Source organism: Nonomuraea sp. AD125B (assembly GCF_041402765.1).
GTDB lineage: Bacteria > Actinomycetota > Actinomycetes > Streptosporangiales > Streptosporangiaceae > Nonomuraea > Nonomuraea bangladeshensis.
Map to the genome: position 1 here is coordinate 704,329 of NZ_JBGLOU010000001.1, position 18,808 is coordinate 723,136.

Genomic DNA, 18,808 nt, shown 5'->3' on the forward strand with positions numbered 1-18,808 from the left:
GACTACCGGACGGCGCTCCCTGACACCGGGCGCCAGCCGGGCGGCGGGTCCTCGCCGGTCACCCCGTCCACCGCCTCGCGCAGCAGGTCGGCGTGGCCGGTGTGGCGCCCGTACTCCTCGATCACGTCGCAGAGCAGCCGGCGCAGGCTGAGCCGGCGCCCGTCCGGCCAGGCGAGGTGGACGAGCCGGCCGGGCCCGCCGTCGGCCAGCGCCTCGCCGACCCGTGCCCGCGAGCGCTCGACGGCGGCGTCGTAGAGCGCGTAGAGGTCCTCGGGGCGGTCGGCGGCGGCCGAGGTGAAGTCCCAGCCGGGGTCGGCCGCCCAGTCGGCGGCGTCCCACGGCGGGCCCAGCGGCGCGCCGCTCAGCCTGGGGCCGGACATGTGGTCCTCGACGAACGCGAGGTGCTTGAGCAGGCCGCCCAGCGTCAGGGACGAGGCGCCGACGCGGGCCCGCAGCCCGGCGGCGTCGAGGTCGTCGGCCTTCCACCGGAAGGTGGCGCGCAGCCGGTCGAGGGCGCCGACGAGGTGCTCGGCCTCGGTGCCGGCGACCGGCGGCTCCCACCAGGGGTCGTCGTGAGTCATGAGGCCACCGTAGAGGCCGTTCCGGACGTTCCGCTGCCGGTAAAGGTCGGGTCTGTGGCTCCCCTCGTAACTTGAACTGTTCCAGTTTAGGGGGATATGTTGTGGGCATGGCGTCCGACTTCGAGGTACAGCTCCGAGCGGCCTCGCTGCGCGTGACCCGGCCGCGGCTGGCAGTGCTCGGGGCGCTGCGCGACCACGCTCACGTCGACACCGACACGGTGATCTCCCTGGTAAGGGCCGAGCTCCCCAGGGTCTCCCACCAGGCGGTCTACGACGTGCTGCGCGCGCTCACCACGGCCGGCCTGGTGCGGCGCATCGAGCCCGCCGGCGCGGCCGCCCGTTACGAGTTGCGGGTGGGGGACAACCACCACCACCTCGTGTGCCGCTCCTGCGGCATGATCGCGGACGTCGACTGCGCCGTCGGCGAGGCCCCTTGTCTCACCGCCTCGGACGACCATGGCTTCGTGATCGACGAGGCGGAGGTCGTCTACTGGGGCACCTGCCCCGACTGTACGAACCAACGCAGTGCCCAGTGATTTGGCAGTTCGGAAGGAAATAGATGAGCGACACGCAGGACAACAGGCCATCGAGCGCGCAGGGCGTGGACCGCAAGGAAGCGGCCGGCTGCCCGGTCGCGCACGACTCGGTGACCTCGCACGGCAGCGAGAGCGAGAACCCGGCGATCGACTCGCCGAGCGCCAAGAGGCACGGCCGTCCGCGCACGAACCGCGACTGGTGGCCCAACCAGCTCGACCTCTCGATGCTGCGCGCGCACTCGTCCAAGAGCAACCCGCTCGGGCAGGGCTTCGACTACGCCAAGGAGTTCGAGAAGCTCGACGTCGAGGCGCTCAAGCGCGACATCACCGAGGTGCTCACCACCTCGCAGGACTGGTGGCCCGCCGACTTCGGCCACTACGGCGGCCTGATGATCCGCATGAGCTGGCACGCCGCGGGCACCTACCGCATCCACGACGGCCGCGGCGGCGCCGGTGACGGCGGGCAGCGCTTCGCCCCGCTCAACAGCTGGCCCGACAACGCCAACCTCGACAAGGCCCGGCGTCTGCTGTGGCCGGTCAAGAAGAAGTACGGCCAGAAGATCTCGTGGGCCGACCTGCTCGTGCTCGCCGGCAACGTGGCCCTGGAGTCGATGGGCTTCAAGACCTTCGGCTTCGGCTTCGGCCGTAAGGACGTCTGGGAGCCCGAGGAGATCTTCTGGGGCCCCGAGGACGCCTGGCTCGGCGACGAGCGCTACGTCTCCGAGAGCGAGATGGTGCCGGAGGTCGGCGCCACCGAGATGGGCCTCATCTACGTCAACCCGGAGGGCCCGCGCGGCAACGCCGACCCGGCCGCGGCCGCGCACTTCATCCGCGAGACGTTCGGCCGGATGGCGATGAACGACGAGGAGACCGTCGCCCTCATCGCCGGCGGCCACACCTTCGGCAAGACCCACGGCGCCGGCGTCGCCGACGACCACGTGGGCCCGGAGCCGGAGGGCGCGCCGCTGGAGGCGCAGGGCCTCGGCTGGCTGAGCACGCACGGCAGCGGCAAGGCCGGTGACACGATCACCAGCGGCCTCGAGGTGACGTGGACCGACGTGCCCACCCAGTGGAGCAACCGCTTCTTCGAGATCCTCTTCGGCTACGAGTGGGAGCTCACCACGAGCCCCGGCGGCGCCAAGCAGTGGGTCGCCAAGGACGCCGAGGAGATCATCCCCGACCCCTTCGACCCGGCGAAGAAGCACAAGCCGACGATGCTGACGACCGACCTGTCGCTGCGCGTCGACCCGATCTACCGCGAGATCTCGCTCCGCTTCCTCAACAACCCGGACGAGTTCCAGCTCGCCTTCGCCAAGGCCTGGTACAAACTGCTGCACCGTGACATGGGCCCGGTCAGCCGCTACCTCGGGCCGTGGGTTCCGGAGCCCCAGCTGTGGCAGGACCCGGTGCCGGCCGTCGACCACGAGCTCGTGAGCGACGCCGACGTGGCCGCGCTCAAGGAGCAGATCCTGGCCTCCGGTCTCACCACCGCGCAGCTCGTCACCACCGCGTGGGCCTCGGCCGCGAGCTTCCGCTCCACCGACAAGCGCGGCGGCGCCAACGGCGCGAGGATCCGCCTTGAGCCGCAGCGCAACTGGGAGGTCAACCAGCCCGAGCAGCTCGCCGCGGTCCTGCCCGTCCTCGAGGACATCCAGCGCAAGTTCAACGAGGGCGGCGGCGCGAAGATCTCGCTGGCCGACCTGATCGTGCTGGGCGGCTCGGCCGCGGTCGAGAAGGCCGCCCAGGAGGCCGGCGTGCCGGTGACGGTGCCGTTCCACCCGGGCCGCACCGACGCCTCGCAGGAGCAGACCGACGTCGAGTCCTTCCGCGTCATGGAGCCGCGCGCCGACGGGTTCCGCAACTACGTGCGGGCCGGCGAGAAGACCCAGCCCGAGGTGCTGCTCGTGGACCGGGCGTACATGCTGGACCTGACCCCGCCGGAGATGACCGTCCTCGTCGGCGGCCTGCGCTCCCTCGGGGCCAACTACGGCGGCGCCAAGCACGGCGTCCTCACCGACCGGCCCGGCGTGCTCACCAACGACTTCTTCGCCAACCTGCTCTCCCCGGGCACCCGGTGGAAGGCGTCGGAGTCGGAGGAGAACGTCTACGAGATCCGCGACGCGGCCACGGACGAGCTGAAGTGGACCGCCACGGCGGTCGACCTCATCTTCGGCTCCAACTCGCAGCTGCGCGCCCTCGCCGAGGTCTACGCCAGCGACGACGCCCGCGAGAAGTTCGTCACGGACTTCGTCGCGGCCTGGACCAAGGTCATGGAGCTCGACCGCTTCGACCTGGCCTGATCCGCACCACACCGCCGAGCCCGGCCGATCACGATGATCGGCCGGGCTCGCCCGGTCTGTGTGGTCCGGGCAACGCCACCGGTCACTCGTCCGGCTCGTGCACGGTGACGGCCTGGCTGGCCTCTGCTGCTCCGGTTCGGCTGTCGCCTCCCCATCGCACGGTGTAGGTGTACTCACCGACGTCCGGGGTGTCGTCGAACATGTACGACCCGAAAGCGGTGATCCCCTCCTGCCACCGGACGGTGTCGCCGTCGGCATGGCGGGTGCGCTGGATGGTGATCCAAACCTTGCGCGGCGGAGTGGTGCCCTCGGCCTGCAACTCACCGCTGAATGTCAGCGCGTTGCCGGCGACCGCGCTCGTCGGCCCGGACAGCGTCAGCGTGGTGCCGTACCTGACCGCAGCGGTGGCCGAGGCCTTGCTCCACCGGTGCCCTGAACCGCCGTCCCAGCGCACGGTGTAGGTGATCTGCCCGCCGACGGGTGGCGTGTCGGTGAAGGTGAAGGTCCCGTCCGCCGCGGACGTCGCGGGGGGCAGTTCCGCGCTGGTTCCGTCAGGCAGGGTGCGGGTCACGGTGAGTGGCCGCGCGCCCGGAGCCGTTCCGTCGGCGAATGCCAGCCGGCCTGTCAGGGTGAGCGGTTCACGCGCCGTCCCGCCAGGCGCGGCAGTCAGCGTCAGTGTGGACGGGGGCAGTGTCACGTCGTGGAGCCGCCACAGGATCAGCTGGTCCGTGGGCGTCTTCAGCAGGCTGAAGACGTCCCGGCCCGAGAACGCCACGCTGCCCCGCACCACTTCGCCCACAGGCGTGTCCTCGGTGCGGATCACCGCCCCCGAGGCCGCGTCGTACAGCGTCATCGCCGTGCCGATGTCCCGCGCTCCCGCGATGAAGGATCCGTCGGAGCTGATGGCGACGGCCATGGGATAGCCGTCGAAGGAAGGCCCCTGGTAGCCGCGTACCTTCGTCAGAGTAGTAGCGTTCCAGACGTCGAACGAGTACGGGATCGCGAAGGCCGAGATCACGTGCGAGCCGTCCGGAGTGACGGCGACATCCGCCAGCCGATGGTTGTCCTGAGCGTGCCCGTCGATCTCGCCGCGTAGGACGGGATGAGCGCCGCTCAGGTCGTAGACGAACAGATCGGTCGGACTACCTGCGCCTTCGCCGACCACTAGCGTGTCTCCCGCCGCGGCGAGGAGCGGGCCCACCGGGAGGGGATTTCCGAACGGCGACGGTTGTGGCACCGCCGCCGACAGGTCGAGGCCGAGAACACCCTTCTCCCCGCCGCAGCCGCCGTAGCCGACCCACAGCCGCTCACCGGTGAGTGCCAACGTCGACGGGCACGGGAAGTCGGAGAGGTCGATACGTCGAGTGATCTCCCGAGTCGCGGTGTCGATCTCGGCCACCTCGTTCGAGCCTTGCGATGCCGTGTACAGGCGGCTGCCGTCGGCCGTCATGGCGAGGCTGAACGCATCGGAAAGGCCGGTGACGACGCCCTCGATCTTGCCGGTGGTGTCCGCCACGACGATGCGGTCGCCCGCGGCGACAGCGACCTTGCCGCCTCCGACGACCAGATCAGCGTTGCTGCCGGTCACGCCGAGGTCGGTCATCGAGTCCTCGGCCGTGGCCGTGGAGGCCAGGGCGACGAGGAAGCCGAAGGCCATGGTCAGCACGCCGCCGAAGGCGAGCCGGGCGAGCCCGCGACTGCCCGGGGACAAGAAGCGCACGTGGTTCTCCGCTCGTGACAGATGGATGAGGAACGGAACAGCTTGATCAACTCAAAGGACGCGCCACCGGTCAAGATCTGAAGCGGCATCCGCCCTTCCGGCAGGGCTGTCCTCGATGATCTTCGGGGCTGGTCGGCGCTCGCCGACCAGGTGGCCGTTCGATCTCCACCAAGATCGAACGAGGCCACGTCTGTGCTTAGATCTCCTGATAATTCAGCACAGCTGTCGCGGCCCTCTGGAGCCACCTTTGATCCGTCGCCTCCTCCACGCCCTCCCGGTGGCCGCGATCCTCATCGGCGCCTGGTGGGGTTACGGCGCGCTCACCGCACAGTCGGACGCGGCCCTGCGCGCCCAGCGTCCCGTCTGGGAGCGCTGCCCCGGCAGCCTCGACGTGCAGTGCGCCCGCATCCAGGTCCCGCTCGACCACGGCGCACCCGAGGAGCACACGATCGACCTGGCGCTCGCACGGCTGCCCGCCCGCCATCCGGAGCAGCGGCTCGGCTCGCTCGTGGTCAATTACGGCGGGCCCGGCATCTCGGGTGTCAGGTCGTTCCTCTGGGATCCGGAGCCCTTCAACGGGCTGCGCGCCCGCTACGACATCGTCGCCTTCGACCCGCGCGGCGTCGGCGAGAGCAGCCCGCTGAGCTGCCGCCCCTCCGGCGAGCCCCTCCCTTATCTGCGGGTGGACCGGACGCCGGAGACACCGCAAGAGATCACGGCCCTGGTCAAGGCCAGGAACGAGTACGCCGACATGTGCCGGGAGCAGGAGAGCTTCCACCTGCCGCATGTGACGACCAAGGCGACCGCCCGCGACCTGGACATCCTGCGATCCGCGCTGGGCGAGTCCAAGCTCAACTTCCTCGGCTCGTCCTACGGCGGCGGCCTCGGCGCCGCTTACGCCGAGCTGTACCCGGACAAGGTCGGGCGCATGGTCCTGGACGCTCCGGCCACCAGCCACACGCCATCCCTTCACAGCGGCACCGCCGTTTCCGACGAGTCGATCAGAGCCTTCGTCGAGGACTGCGCCGGACGGCCGGACTGCCCGCTGGGACACGAGGTGGACGCGGGGCTCGAAACGCTCAGGGCGTTCGTGGCGGGGCTCGACTCTCGTCCCCTCGACGTCTCCGGCGACAGGCTCGACGACGCCGCGGCCGTCGAAGGCATCCAGCAGCTGCTGCGCGACGACTGGCCCGGACTCCGCACGGCGCTGGCCAAGGGACTGAAAGGCGACGGCTCGCCGCTCCACGCCGCGGCCACGAGCCTCAACGGGGACGTGTTCTTCTCCCGTGACGCCCACGCCGCGATCTCCTGCGCCGACGACGCGGCCCGGCCCGATCCCGAGGACGTCGCGCGGCAGGCCGAGATCGCGCGCCGCACGGCGCCCATCACCGGTGCCCTGACCGTGTGGAGCGCGCTGTACTGCCAGGGCTGGGACCCGGTCCCGGGAGCGGCTCTGCCGAGCCGGCTGTCCGACGGACCCGCGAAAGTGCCGCCCATCTTGGTGGTCGGCGTGGACGGCGATCCCGTCGTCTCCTACGAAGGGGTGCGGGAGCTCAGAGCCACGTTGACCGGCTCGGTGCTGGTCACGCTGCGCGGCCACGGGCACACCGCCTACAGGAGCGGGCTGCGCTGCGTGAACGAGGCGGTGGACGCGTACCTGCTGGAGGGACGGCTCCCCGCCGCTGACGTGGAGTGCGGGCCGGCGGACGACGGCGGGAGCTAGCCGCGCCCCGGCGTCCGAGCACCGAACCGGAGCCTGGAACGCCGGCCTGCGTCAGACCTCGTGGCGGAGCGGGCTGAGCCAGATCGGTATCCAGCTGAGCGCCATGAGCGCCGCGCCTGCCCACATCGCCGTCCCGATGCCCCAGACCTCGCCGAGAAGGCCCGCCAGCAGGCCGCCGACGCCGACCGCACCCATGAGGATCAGGCGCATGGTGGCGTTCATCCGGCCGAGCATCGGGTCGGGGGTGACCTTCTGCCTGAAGCTGACGAGCAGCACGTTGTTCACTCCTGTCCGGAAGGACAAGATGCCCCACGCGGCCGCCGAGATCCAGACGCTCCAGCCGACGAACGGCACCAGCAGTGCGAACGGCGCGGTGGTCAGGCCGACGATCCACACGGCCCGCCCGTGACCGAACCGTCGCCCGATCAGGTGAGCCGTCGAGGAGCCGGCCAGCACACCGAGCCCGCCGACGGCAAGGTAGGCCCCGAGCACCCAGGCGGGATGCCCGAGCTCGTCGACGAGCAGCACGGGCAGCAGCGTCGAGCAGAGCGGGAAGGCGAGGTTCGTCATGCCGCCTTGGGCCGCGATGGCGGTGAGGACCCGGTGGCCGAAGAGGAATCGCACCCCCTCGCCGATCTGCCGTCCGAGTCGCTCGCCGGGCACGGGGGCGGGCGCGGGCTCGGGCTTGCTGATCCGGCACAGCCACACGGCCGACCACAGGTAGGTGAGCGCGTCGAGCAGGATCGCCACCGGCGCGCCCGCGAGAGCCACCAGCACCCCGGCGGAGCTTCTGCCGCCCACGTCCATCGCCGCGTTCGTGCCGACGAGCACCGAGTTCGCGGCGGTGAGCCGGTCCCGGCCGACCAGGTGCGGGACCGTGCTCTGCGAGGCGACGTCGAAGAAGAGCGTGCCGACTCCCGTCGCGACGGCGACGCCGTACAGCTGGGTCATCGTGAGGGCGTCCAGCCACCACGTGACCGTCACCGACAGCAGAAGCGCGGCGCGGACCAGGTCCGTCGCGATCATCACCGGGCGGCGCCTGACCCGGTCCACCCATGCTCCGGCGGGCAGGCCGAGCACGAGCACGGTGATGGTGGTGAGGGCGCTGAGCAGTCCCACTTCGCCGGGCCCGGCGTCGAGGGCGATCACCGCGAGCAGGGGCATCGCCACGTAGCCGACCTGGGTACCGAACTGGCTGACCGCCGACGCCAGGTAGAGGTTTCTGAAGGAGGGGTCGTGCAGGAGCGGAGGCTCGGCAGCGGTTGTCATGCCGTCTAGATGCTGGAATCGTCGGTCCGGGCGCTATTGATTAAGCAGAGGACGAATCGGATGGGCCTTGAGCTGACGTTCACCGCACGGGATGCGGCCAATGTCCGTTTCGCGGTTTCTCCTCTGTGGGAGGTCGTCGCCAGCGTGCGGGTGGTGAAGAATCCGGCCGCGCATGCCGTGCTCAAGCCCTGGGCCGAACGGGTGCGGCGGCGGCTCGCCGATGTCGACTGGCGGTTGCTGTCCGACCTGGTGCCGGTGCCGACGATCTCGATCGTCGGCTTCGTCTGTCCGCCGCCCGCGACCTCCGTGCCCGACCTGGAGGTCGAGCTGGCCGGAATGGCGGCGATGGCACCCCTGGTCCAGGAGGGATTCGACGCCTGGGACGGTCCGCGCACCCGAGCACTCCAAGAGCTCTACGCCGACCCCGTCGGCGGCCTCGAACGGCTGGCCGAGGAGATCCGCGGCTACTGGGAGGCGGCCATCGCGCCCTACTGGCCGCGCGTACGGGCCTTGCTCGAAGGCGACGTGCTCTACCGCGCCAGATTGCTGGCCGAGGGCGGCCTGCGGCGCATGCTCAGCGACCTCGACCCCGCCGTGACGTGGGAGGGGGAGACACTGCGCCTGCCCAAGACCGTCTGTGAAGGTGTGCGCCCGCTGGGCGGCCTGGGACTGTTGCTCGTGCCATCGGTGTTCACCTGGCCGCGTGTCTTCTCCATCACGTCCCCGCCCTGGCAGCCCACGATCCGCTACCCCCCGCGCGGCGTCGCGACGCTCTGGGAGCGCCGCGAGAGCGACCCGCCACAGGCGCTGGCCGCCGTGCTCGGCCGGACCCGCACCCGGCTGCTGGCCGAACTCGACCAGCCCGCCTCGACCAAGGAGCTGGCCGCCCGCCTCGACCTGTCGGAACCGGGCGCGAGCCAGCACCTCACCGCTCTCCGCAGGGCCGGGCTGGCCAGCGCGCACCGCACGGGGAGATACGTGCTCTATGCCCGTACGGCCGTCGCCGAGACGCTGCTCGCCGGCGACGCGAGCCCTGCACCGAGCGGTCACGAGCAGGGACGGGCGGGAACCGCCGAACTCCCCGGCCCACCCGGCGCCCACTGACGACCGAGCGCCGGGTTCCCGGAGGGTGAGCGTGTTCCGGCCGGCTCGGCACGTCACGGGTCATCGACGTTCTCGGGGTTACCTCTTGACGCAACAAATGAACGCTCTTTTAATTCGCACATGGGTCGCATCGCCGGCGTCAGCGCCGCGGAAACCCGGGAGAGGCTGCTGCTCGCCGCCGCGGAGGTGTTCGCCGAGCGCGGCTACGACGGCACGCGGGTCGCCGACATCGCCGCCGCCGCGGGCGTCAGCAACGGGGCGATGTACGCCCACTTCGGCTCCAAGGCCGAGCTGATCGTGGCGGCGCTGCGCGCCCACGGGCGGCAGACGCTGGCCAGGCTGGTCGCGGCCGACCCCGACCGTACGGCCACCGAGCTGCTGCTCGTCCTCGGCAGGAACCTGCCGCGCCGCCGCGACGCGCCCGGTTACCTCATCGTGGAGGCCCTCACCGCCGCCCGCCGCGACGAGGACATGGCCCGCCCGATGCGCGACTACGTCGGCGAGCGCGCCGAATGGCTCGCCGGGCTGGTCCGCGCCGCCCAGGACGACGGCGAGCTCGACCCCGCGCTGCCGGCGGGCGCGCTGGCCCACTTCTGCCTGCTCCTCGCCATGGGCAGCGCGCTGATCACCCCCGACCTGCACGCCGTCGAGGACGAGGAGTGGACGGCGCTGCTCACCCGCGTCGTCCGGGCGTTCGCCCCGGCAGAGAGCGGGACCCCACCAGAGAGCGGAGCACCGCAGTGAAAGTGAAGATCGACCCGGAACGCTGCCAGGGGCACGGCCGCTGCTACGACCTGGCTCCCGCGCTGTTCGCCGAGGATGACGAGGGCTACGGCCAGGTCGCCGGCGACGGCGCCGTGCCGGAGGGCGAGGAGCGCACGGCGCGCCTGGCGGTGGCCAACTGCCCCGAGCGGGCGATCGAGATCCTCTAGGAGGCGTGGCATGACCGTTGACGACCGCTTCACCCAAGGCTTCCGTGAACCCCACGAGGACGAGCCGCTCGGCACCCGCAACGAGGTCATCACCGGCCCCGTCTCCGACTGGGCGACCGACTTCTCCCACATGGAGCCGGAGTGGGCCGCGGACCCGTACCCCATCCAGGACGATCTGCGTCAGCGCTGCCCCATCGCGCACACCGACCGGTTCGGCGGCGGCTGGCTGCCCACCCGCTACGAGGACGTCGCGGCCATCGCCTACGACACCGAGCGCTTCTCGTCCCGGTCGATCATCATGAGCAACTTCCGCCCGCCCAAGGAGCTGGCCCCGGTGGGCGGCACGCCGCCGATCTCCTCCGACCCGCCCTTCCACCACGACGCCCGCAAGCTGCTGCTGCCGGCCTTCACCAAGACGGCCGTCTCCCGGATGGAGGGGCCCACCCGGGCCTTCTGCCACCAGCTCATCGACGCCTTCGAGGGCCGCGACGTCGTCGACGCCGCCCGCGACTACGCCCAGCACATCCCGGTCCGCGTCATCGCCGACATGCTCGGCTTCCCGCAGGAGGACGGGCCCCGGTTCCGGGAGTTCATCGAGAGCTCGCTCGAAGGCGTCAACCTGCCGCCGGAGGAGCGGATCGAGCGGATGGACGAGCTGTTCGACTACCTGCTCGCCCAGATCCGCGACCACCTCGACCACCCGCGCGACGACCTGACGACCTACCTCATCGAGGCCGAGCTGTACGGCCGCAAGCTCGACCCGTCCCACGTGGCCGGCACGATGGCGCTGCTGCTCATCGCGGGCATCGACACGACCTGGAGCGCTATCGGCGCGTCCCTGTGGCACCTGGCGAAGACGCCCGCCGACCGCGAGCGGCTGGTCGCCGAGCCCGGCCTGGTGCCGACCGCGATGGAGGAGTTCCTGCGGGTGTACGCGCCGGTGACGATGGCCCGGCTGGTCAAGGAGGACATGCACTGGAACGGCGTGGACATGAAGGCCGACGACTGGGTGCTGCTGTCGTTCCCCGCGGCCAACCGCGACCCCGCGCAGTTCGAGCAGGCGGACGAGGTCGTCATCGACCGCAAGGTCAACCGGCACGTGGCCTTCGGCCTCGGCATCCACCGCTGCGTGGGCTCCCATCTGGCCAGGATGGAGCTGCGGGTGGCGCTGGAGGTGTGGCTGGAGCGGGTGCCGGAGTTCGGGCTCGCCGACCCGGCCGGGGTGACGTGGGCGGCCGGCCAGGTACGCGGCCCGCGCAGCCTGCCCCTGCGCCTCGGCCGCCCGTAGGAGGCGGGGCCGGGAGCCGTCCGGCGTGGAAAGCGGATGACGGGGCACATCACAGCGGGACCGTCCGGTTCCCCCGGGATCGACCAGCGCTGAGGTGAGGCCAGAACATGCCGTCCGTCGTACTGATCGGCACGCTCGACACCAAGGGCGAGGAGTACGCGTGGCTGCGCAACCGGCTCGTGGAGCTGGGCAGCGACGTCGTCGTGATCGACGTGGGCGTGGGCGAGCACGGGGACACCCTGCTCGCCGACGTCCCCGCCGGGCGGGTCGCCGAGGCGGCGGGCGCGGACCTGCGGGCGCTGCGGGAGGCGGGCGACCGGGGCGCGGCCGTCGCCGCGATGGGGGAGGGCGCGGCCGTCGTCGTCGACGGGCTGCACGGCGACGGCCGGGTGGACGCCGTGCTGGCGCTGGGCGGCAGCGGCGGCTCCTCGATCGCCGCGCGGGCCGTCCGCGACCTGCCGATCGGGCTGCCCAAGCTCATCGTCTCCACGATGGCGGCCGGGGACGTCTCGCCCTACGTCGGGGCCAGCGACGTCACGATGATGTACAGCGTGGTCGACATCGCCGGGATCAACCGGCTCTCGCGCGCCATCCTCGGCAACGCGGCGGCCGCCGCCGCGGGCATGGCGCGGGCCTACCAGCTCGCCAAGGCCGTACAGACCGCGGGGCTGCCGGACCGGCCGCTGATCGGGGCGTCGATGTTCGGGGTCACCACCCCGGCCGTGGACGCCGCCCGCGACCGGCTCGCCGAGCTCGGCTACGAGGTGCTGGTCTTCCACGCCACCGGCTCCGGCGGCCGGGCCCTGGAGGGCCTGGCCGGCAGCGGCATGCTGGCCGGGGTGCTCGACCTGACCACCACGGAGCTGGCCGACGACCTGGTGGGCGGCGTGCTGTCGGCGGGTCCCGACCGGCTCACCGCCGCCGGGCGGCAGGGCGTGCCGCAGGTCGTCGCGCCCGGCGCGCTCGACATGGTGAACTTCGGGCCGCAGGACAGCGTGCCCTCCGAGTTCGCCGGCCGTCTGCTGTACGCGCACAACCCGACCGTGACGCTGATGCGCACCACGCCGGAGGAGATGGCCGAGCTCGGCCGCCGCGTGGCCGCCAAGCTGCGCCGGGCGCGCGGCCCGGCCGCGCTGTTCCTGCCCCGGCGGGGAGTCTCCGCGCTGGACGCGCCCGGCGGCGCGTTCGCCCGCCCCGAGGCCGACGCCGCCTGCTTCGAGGCCCTGGTCGAGGGCCTGCGCGGCTCCGCCGTCGCCGTCGAGGACCTGGACATGCACATCAACGACCCCGCCTTCGGCCGCGCCATGGCCGACCGGCTGCACGAGCTGATCACCGGAGGTGCCTCTTGAACCGGCAGGACGTCCTTGCCAGGCTGCGCGCGACGGTCGCCGCCGGCCGGTCCGTGATCGGCGCGGGCGCCGGCACCGGCCTGTCGGCCAAGTGCGCCGAGGCCGGCGGCGTGGATCTGATCATCATCTACAACTCCGGCCGCTACCGCATGGCGGGGCGGGGCTCCCTGGCCGGGCTGCTGCCGTACGGCGACGCGAACCAGATCGTCGTGGAGATGGCCGCCGAGGTGCTGCCGGTCGTCCGGGACACGCCGGTGCTGGCCGGGGTGTGCGGCACGGACCCGTTCCGTGTCATGCCGTACTTCCTCGACCAGCTCAAGGCCATGGGCTTCGCCGGCGTGCAGAACTTCCCGACCGTCGGCCTGTACGACGGCACCTTCCGGCAGAACCTGGAGGAGACCGGCATGGGCTTCGACCTGGAGGTCGAGCTGATCCGGCTGGCCCGCGAGCGTGACCTGCTCACCGCCCCCTACGTCTTCGACGAGGAGCAGGCGCGGGCCATGACCGAGGCCGGGGCCGACGTGCTGGTGCCGCACGTCGGGCTGACCACCAAGGGCAGCATCGGCGCCGGCACCGCGCTGAGCCTGGACGAGGCCGCCGAGCGGGTGCAGGCCATGCGGGACGCCGCCGTCGCGGTCCGGCCCGACGTGCTGGTGCTCTGTCACGGCGGGCCCATCGCCGAGCCGGAGGACGCCGCGCACGTGCTGGCGCGTACCGAGGGGGTGGCCGGGTTCTTCGGGGCCTCGTCGGTGGAGCGGCTGCCGACCGAGCGGGCCATCACCGAGCAGGTCCGCGCCTTCAAGTCGCTGCGCCCGGGGGCGTGACGAGGGGCCGCGCGGCCGGCTCGCCCAGCATGGAACGGGATGGAACGCCCTCCCCCCGGACGCTCGCACCACACCGGGAGGGATCTCATGGGGACGACACCGCGCCCGACCGCCGGACTGGCGGAAGTGAAGGAACGCCAGCGGCTCGCCTGGGAGTCCGGCGACTACGCCCGCGTCGGCGTGACCCTGCAGCCGATGGCCGAACGCCTCGTCGAGGCGGCCGGTGTGCGCGCCGGGCAGCGCGTGCTCGACGTGGCCTGCGGCCAGGGCAACGCCGCACTCGCCGCGGCCAGGCGCTTCGCCGAGGCCACCGGCCTCGACTACGTGCCCGCCCTGCTGGAGCAGGGGCGCGTGCGGGCCGCCGCCGAACGCCTGGAGGTGGCGTTCGCCGAAGGGGACGCCGAGGCGCTGCCGTTCCCCGACGCCGCCTTCGACGTCTCGCTCAGCACCGTCGGCGTGATGTTCGCGCCCGACCAGGAGCGGGCCGCCGCCGAGTTGCTGCGCGTGACCCGGCCCGGCGGCACGGTCGCGCTGGCCGCCTGGACGCCCGACGGGCTGGTGGGCGAGATGTTCCGGACGATCGGCAAGTACGCCCCGCCCCCGCCGCAGGTCCGCTCGCCCATGCTGTGGGGGACGCCGGAGCGGCTGCGCGAGCTGTTCGGCGGCGAGGTCGAGTGGACCGCGCTCACCACCCGTACGTTCGAGTTCGCCTTCCACTCGCCCGAGCACTTCGCCGAGTGGTTCATCGCCTACTACGGGCCGATCCACCGGATGGCGGGCACGCTCGACGAGGACACCCGGCGCGGCTTCGCCGCCGAGCTGGCCGGGGTGCCGGTCGCCTTCAACCGGTCCGGCGACGGGACGCTGCTGGCGGCCGGCGACTACCTGGAGGCCGTCGGGACCCGCCGCTAGACCAGGGCCAGGTAGGCCGCGAGCTCTCCGGCGGAGTCGGTGGCGATCCCGACGTACCCGTCGGGCCTGATCAGGGTGTGCCGCCTGCCGCCGTACGGCTCGGCGGGCGCGTACGCCCGCACCTGCGGCCCGCCGGGGACGGCGGGCGCGGGGTCCGGCGACAGCAGGGTGAAGTGCGGCCCTCTCAGCAGGTCGAACATCCGCGCCCGGCGGCCGTCGGCGAGCCGCACCGGCCCGTCGGGCACCCGGTCGCCGCCGGCGCGGGCCAGCGTGCCGCCCCGGTAGCCGAGCCGGAGCTGGTAGGTCTCCTCGTCGCGCCGGAACGTCTTCCTGTCGTGCAGGCCGGTGCTGAGCCCCAGCACGCGGGCCGCGATCGGGCGGCGCTCCTCCTCGTAGGTGTCCAGCAGCGCGGCCGGCGCGCCGGAGAGGGCGCGGGCGAGCTTCCAGCCCAGGTTGTACGCGTCCTGCACGCCGGTGTTGAGCCCCTGCCCGCCCGCGGGGGAGTGGACGTGCGCGGCGTCCCCGGCGAGGAACACCCGCCCGGCCCGGTAGCGGTCGGCCAGCCGGATGTTGACCCGGTAGAGCGAGGACCACGACAGCTCGGTGACCCGCGCCCGGCGCTGCATCGAGCGCTCGGCGAAGACCCGCTGGAACCCGGCCAGGGTCAGGTCGGGCGCCACGCCCGGCCGGAGCGGCGCGAGGAGCTGGAACGTGCCGGCGCCCGCCATCGGGTAGAGCGCCAGCATGCCCTGGCCGGGCCGGAGCCAGACGTGGATGTGGTCCCGGTCGAGCCTCTCCACCCGTACGTCGCCGAGCATCATGCGCTCCTCCTCCCGCGTCTCGCCCGCGAAGCCGATGCCGAGCGCCTTGCGCACCGGGCTGCGGCCGCCGTCGGCCGCCACGAGGTAGCGGGCCCGGACCGTCGCGCCGGTGCCCAGCCGGGCGGTCACGCCGTCCGCGTCCTGCTCGAAGCCGGTCAGCTCCGCGCCGTGCTCGACCTTCCCGCCCAGCTCCGCCAGCCGCTCGCGCAGGACCTCCTCGGTGCGCCACTGCGGGTGCATCAGCACGGTCGGGTACGGCACCGCCTCGCTCGCCGCCGCCCGCCGGTGCATGCGGCCCTGGTACAGCGGCACCCTGCCGACCCTGACCCGCAGCGGCGGGTACGGCGCCGCCGTCGCCAGCACCCGCCCGATCACCCCGAGGTCGTCGAGGATCTCCAGCGTGCGCGGCTGCAGCCCTTTGCCCTTCGACCCGGCCGAGGGCTCCGGCGCCCGCTCCACCAGGCGGTGCTCGATGCCGCGTCTGGCCAGCTCCACCGCGAGCGTGAGCCCCGTGGGCCCGGCGCCGGCGATGAGCACGTTCGTGTCGTCCGTCATGCGCCCCACGGTGCCGGGCGCCGCTGCCGGATCTCTGTCAGCCCGCTGCCGGGGCGCCCGCGCGGAGCTGGCTGCGCAGGTCCACGGCGCGGTGCAGGTAGTGGGCGGCCAGCATGGGCCGCCCGGCCGCCCGGTACAGCTCGCCGAGCGCCTGGAAGGCGTCCGCCTCGCCGCTGCGGTCGCCGAGCTGCTGGAAGATCTCCAGCGAGCGTTGCAGCTCGGCCGAGCCGTGCGAGCGGTCGCCGCGCGCCGCGTGCAGCCCGCCGAGGCTGCGCAGCGCGTACGCGCCGCAGTGCCGGTCGCCCAGCGTCTCGAAGATGTCCAGCGCCCGCCCCTGGAACCGCATCGCCTCGTCGGGCTCGGCGGCGAGCGTGTGCAGACGGCCGAACTGCATGGACACGCAGCCCTCGCGGTGGTCGTCGCCCAGCTCGCCGGCCAATCGCAGCGCCTCGCCGAGCCAGCGGGACGCCTGCCCGAGGTCCTGCAGCGACAGGTGGACGCGGCCGATCGCCTGCCGCGCGTACGCCTCCCCGTCCGCGTCGCCCTCGGCCAGGAACATGGCCAGCGCGTGCCGGAACCAGCCGAGCGCCCGCCGGTGCCGGCCGGAGAACTCGTCGGCGGCGCCCAGCCCGCAGATCGAGATCGCCTCGCCGCGCGCGTCCCCCAGCTCACGGAAGATCACCCGGGCGCGGCGCAGCATGCCGGCCGCCTCGGCGTAGCGGTCCTGGTAGATGCTGACCTGGGCGAGGCCGCGCAGCATGGCGGCCTCGCCGCGCCGGTCGCCCGCGGCGGCGGCGCTGTCCAGCGCGACCTGGTGGGTGAGCCGCCACTCCTCCAGCCGGCAGTGCAGGTCGAAGTAGGGGACGAGGGTCGCGGCCAGCCCCCACGCCGCCTGCGCGGGGCCGTGGCTCGCGGCCAGCCGTACGGCCTCGACCAGTGCCTCCCGTTCGGCGTCGAACCAGGTGAGCGGGTCGGCGGTGAGGCGGCCCAGCAGCTCGTCGGCCGGGCGCCAGCGGGGTGCGGCGCCGGCCGGGACGCTGAACAGCGTGGTCGGCAGGCGGGCCGCGGCGTGCTCGGCGGCGCTCGTCCAGCCGCCCAGCACCCGCGCCAGGGCTTGGCGCTCGGCGTCGCCGTCGGCGCGCTCGCGCGCGGTGCAGCGCACCAGGTCGGGCAGCCGGTAGCGGGGCTGGCCCAGGGGATCGGTGCCGACCAGGCGGAGCAGGCTGACGTCCACGAGCGCGTCCACGACGGCGTCGCTGCGGTGCCGGTCGAGCACGGCGTCGGCCACCCAGCCGGGTACGGTCCCCGGCCCGAGCAGGCCGAGCGCGCGCAGGGTCAGGGCGGCCTCGCCGGGCAGGCGGCGGTAGCTGAGCTCGACGGAGGCGCGTACCTCCAGGTCGCCGGCGCGCAGCTCGTCCAGCCGGGTGCTCTCGTCGTCGAGCCGCCGGCGCAGCTCCTGCAGCGACCAGCCGGGACGGGCGGCCAGCCGCGCCCCGGCGACGCGGAGCGCCAGCGGCAGACCGGCGCAGGCGGCCACGATGGTCCGGGCCGCCTCCGGCTCCGCCGCCACCCGGTGCGCCCCGGCGATCCTGGCCAGCAGCTCGCCGCCCTCGGCGGGGGTGAGCGCGTCCAGCTCCAGCAGGACGGCGCCGGGCAGCTCGGTGATGCGGCGGCGGCTGGTCACCAGGACGGCGCAGCCGCTGCCGGGTAACAAGGGGCGCACCTGGGCGGCGTCGGCGGCGTCGTCCAGGAGGACCAGCACGGGGCGGCCGGCGAGGAGGGAGCGGTAGAGCGTGGCGCGCTCGTGCGCGGAGGCGGGCAGCGCGCTCTCGGCCACGCCCAGCGAGCGCAGGGCCTCGGCCAGCAGGTCGGCGGGGGCGGCCGGGGCCTCGGCCGTGCCGCCCAGCGACAGGTGGAGCTGGCCCTCGGGGTAGGCGTCGCGGACGGCGTGCGCACAGTGGACGGCCAGCGCCGTCTTCCCGATCCCGGGCGGCCCGGTCACCACGACGACCACCGGCGGCCCGGACGGCGGCAGGGGAGCCGGTTCCGACAGGAGGCGGGTCAGGGTGGTCACGTCGGTGGCGCGGCCGGTGAAGTCCGGTACGTCGGCGGGGAGCTGGTGCGGCACGGGCGGCTGGTAGCCGAGCCGGGCCGGCTCCTCGTCGGCGAGCACGGCCGCGTGGGCGTCGCGCAGGTCCGGTCCCGGCTCTATGCCGAGGTCGTCCACGAGCTGCCGCCGGATCTCGGTGTAGGCGTGCAGCGCCTCCGCCCGCCGCCCGCCCCGGTGCAGCGCGACGATGAGCCGCTGCCACAGATCCTCCCGGTACGGGTGCTCGCCGATCAGCCCCCGCAGGTCGTCCACGGCCGCCGCGTACTCCTCGCGGGCCAGTTTCGCCTCCGCCAGCTCCTCGGCGGCGGCCAGCCTGGCCTGCACCAGGGCGCGCAGCCGCCCGTCCCACACCGGGCTGGCGGGCAGGTCGGACAGCGGCGTGCCGCGCCACAGCGCCAGCGCGTCGCGCAGGTGCCGGGCCGCCTCTCCGGTGCGCCCGGCGGCCCGCGCCCGCTCCACGAGCTCCTCGAACAGCAGCATGTCGAGCTGCCCGGCCGCCAGCTCCACCGCGTACCCGGAGGGGTGGGTGACGATCCGGCCGCCGGCGGCGGAGACGGGGCCGCGCAGGGCGCTGACGTACGTCCGCAGGTTCGCCACCGCCGACGACGGCGCCCGCGCCGGCCACAGCACCTCGATGAGCGCGTCCGAGCCGACGATCTGGTTGGCCTCCAGCAGCAGCGAGGCCAGCAGCAGCCGGGGCTTGCGGCCGGCGACGCGCAGCGCCTGGCCCGCCCTGCGGACCAGCAGAGGTCCCAGGACGCCGAAGTTCGGCTGGTCAACCACT

At 73.3% G+C, this 18,808-nt stretch carries 15 protein-coding genes; 10 read left to right on the forward strand and 5 right to left on the reverse strand.

Annotated features, from left to right (window positions below; genetic code table 11):
• Window positions 1-2: 2 nt before the first annotated feature.
• Window positions 3-581, reverse strand: a complete 579-nt coding sequence (locus tag ACBR40_RS03230) for a DUF664 domain-containing protein (RefSeq protein ID WP_371247298.1) — start codon at window positions 579-581, stop codon at window positions 3-5.
• A gap of 107 nt (window positions 582-688) precedes the next feature.
• Between ACBR40_RS03230 and ACBR40_RS03235 the strand changes: the two genes are divergently transcribed.
• Window positions 689-1,117 carry a Fur family transcriptional regulator gene (locus tag ACBR40_RS03235; protein ID WP_344216455.1) on the forward strand — a complete coding sequence of 143 codons (429 nt, stop codon included), beginning with the start codon at window positions 689-691 and terminating at the stop codon, window positions 1,115-1,117.
• Between the two features lie 23 nt (window positions 1,118-1,140).
• A complete protein-coding gene (gene katG / locus ACBR40_RS03240) occupies window positions 1,141-3,417 on the forward strand; it encodes a catalase/peroxidase HPI (protein ID WP_371247299.1) in 2,277 nt (758 codons plus the stop codon).
• An 82-nt stretch (window positions 3,418-3,499) separates the two neighbouring features.
• Here katG and ACBR40_RS03245 read toward each other — a convergent pair whose 3' ends face one another.
• Entirely contained in the window at window positions 3,500-5,137 is a 1,638-nt protein-coding gene (locus ACBR40_RS03245) for a hypothetical protein (RefSeq protein ID WP_371247300.1), read from the reverse strand.
• A 247-nt stretch (window positions 5,138-5,384) separates the two neighbouring features.
• Here ACBR40_RS03245 and ACBR40_RS03250 point away from each other — a divergent pair, with 247 nt between their 5' ends.
• Window positions 5,385-6,860, forward strand: coding sequence for an alpha/beta hydrolase (locus tag ACBR40_RS03250; RefSeq protein WP_371247301.1), 1,476 nt, complete (start codon window positions 5,385-5,387; stop codon window positions 6,858-6,860).
• A gap of 51 nt (window positions 6,861-6,911) precedes the next feature.
• Here ACBR40_RS03250 and ACBR40_RS03255 read toward each other — a convergent pair whose 3' ends face one another.
• Window positions 6,912-8,129 carry an MFS transporter gene (locus ACBR40_RS03255; protein ID WP_371247302.1) on the reverse strand — a complete coding sequence of 406 codons (1,218 nt, stop codon included), beginning with the start codon at window positions 8,127-8,129 and terminating at the stop codon, window positions 6,912-6,914.
• A gap of 60 nt (window positions 8,130-8,189) precedes the next feature.
• Here ACBR40_RS03255 and ACBR40_RS03260 point away from each other — a divergent pair, with 60 nt between their 5' ends.
• From ACBR40_RS03260 to ACBR40_RS03290, 7 genes are all read left to right on the forward strand, one after another.
• Window positions 8,190-9,233 carry a DUF5937 family protein gene (locus tag ACBR40_RS03260; RefSeq protein WP_371247303.1) on the forward strand — a complete coding sequence of 348 codons (1,044 nt, stop codon included), beginning with the start codon at window positions 8,190-8,192 and terminating at the stop codon, window positions 9,231-9,233.
• A gap of 120 nt (window positions 9,234-9,353) precedes the next feature.
• The gene (locus ACBR40_RS03265) at window positions 9,354-9,977 is read left to right on the forward strand and encodes a helix-turn-helix domain-containing protein (RefSeq protein ID WP_364462375.1); all 624 of its coding nucleotides are present in this window, start codon (window positions 9,354-9,356) and stop codon (window positions 9,975-9,977) included.
• Complete coding sequence (locus tag ACBR40_RS03270) at window positions 9,974-10,165, forward strand: ferredoxin (RefSeq protein WP_371247304.1); 192 nt, start codon at window positions 9,974-9,976, stop codon at window positions 10,163-10,165. The genes ACBR40_RS03265 and ACBR40_RS03270 overlap by 4 nt, the downstream gene beginning before the upstream one ends.
• 10 nt (window positions 10,166-10,175) lie before the next feature.
• Complete coding sequence (locus ACBR40_RS03275) at window positions 10,176-11,453, forward strand: cytochrome P450 (RefSeq protein ID WP_344216441.1); 1,278 nt, start codon at window positions 10,176-10,178, stop codon at window positions 11,451-11,453.
• 107 nt (window positions 11,454-11,560) lie between these two features.
• Window positions 11,561-12,802 carry a Tm-1-like ATP-binding domain-containing protein gene (locus ACBR40_RS03280; RefSeq protein ID WP_371247305.1) on the forward strand — a complete coding sequence of 414 codons (1,242 nt, stop codon included), beginning with the start codon at window positions 11,561-11,563 and terminating at the stop codon, window positions 12,800-12,802.
• A complete protein-coding gene (locus tag ACBR40_RS03285) occupies window positions 12,799-13,626 on the forward strand; it encodes a phosphoenolpyruvate hydrolase family protein (protein WP_371247306.1) in 828 nt (275 codons plus the stop codon). The genes ACBR40_RS03280 and ACBR40_RS03285 overlap by 4 nt, the downstream gene beginning before the upstream one ends.
• Window positions 13,627-13,713: 87 nt before the next feature.
• Window positions 13,714-14,538: a class I SAM-dependent methyltransferase gene (locus ACBR40_RS03290; protein WP_371247307.1), complete on the forward strand. Its 825-nt coding sequence runs from the start codon at window positions 13,714-13,716 to the stop codon at window positions 14,536-14,538.
• On the opposite strand, the gene ACBR40_RS03295 is transcribed toward ACBR40_RS03290, so the two are convergent.
• Both ACBR40_RS03295 and ACBR40_RS03300 read right to left on the reverse strand, forming a co-directional pair.
• A complete protein-coding gene (locus tag ACBR40_RS03295) occupies window positions 14,535-15,914 on the reverse strand; it encodes an FAD-dependent monooxygenase (RefSeq protein ID WP_371247308.1) in 1,380 nt (459 codons plus the stop codon). The two genes, ACBR40_RS03290 and ACBR40_RS03295, sit on opposite strands and share 4 nt — an antisense overlap.
• Before the next feature lie 37 nt (window positions 15,915-15,951).
• Window positions 15,952-18,807: a BTAD domain-containing putative transcriptional regulator gene (locus tag ACBR40_RS03300; RefSeq protein WP_371247309.1), complete on the reverse strand. Its 2,856-nt coding sequence runs from the start codon at window positions 18,805-18,807 to the stop codon at window positions 15,952-15,954.
• Window position 18,808 lies beyond the last annotated feature (1 nt).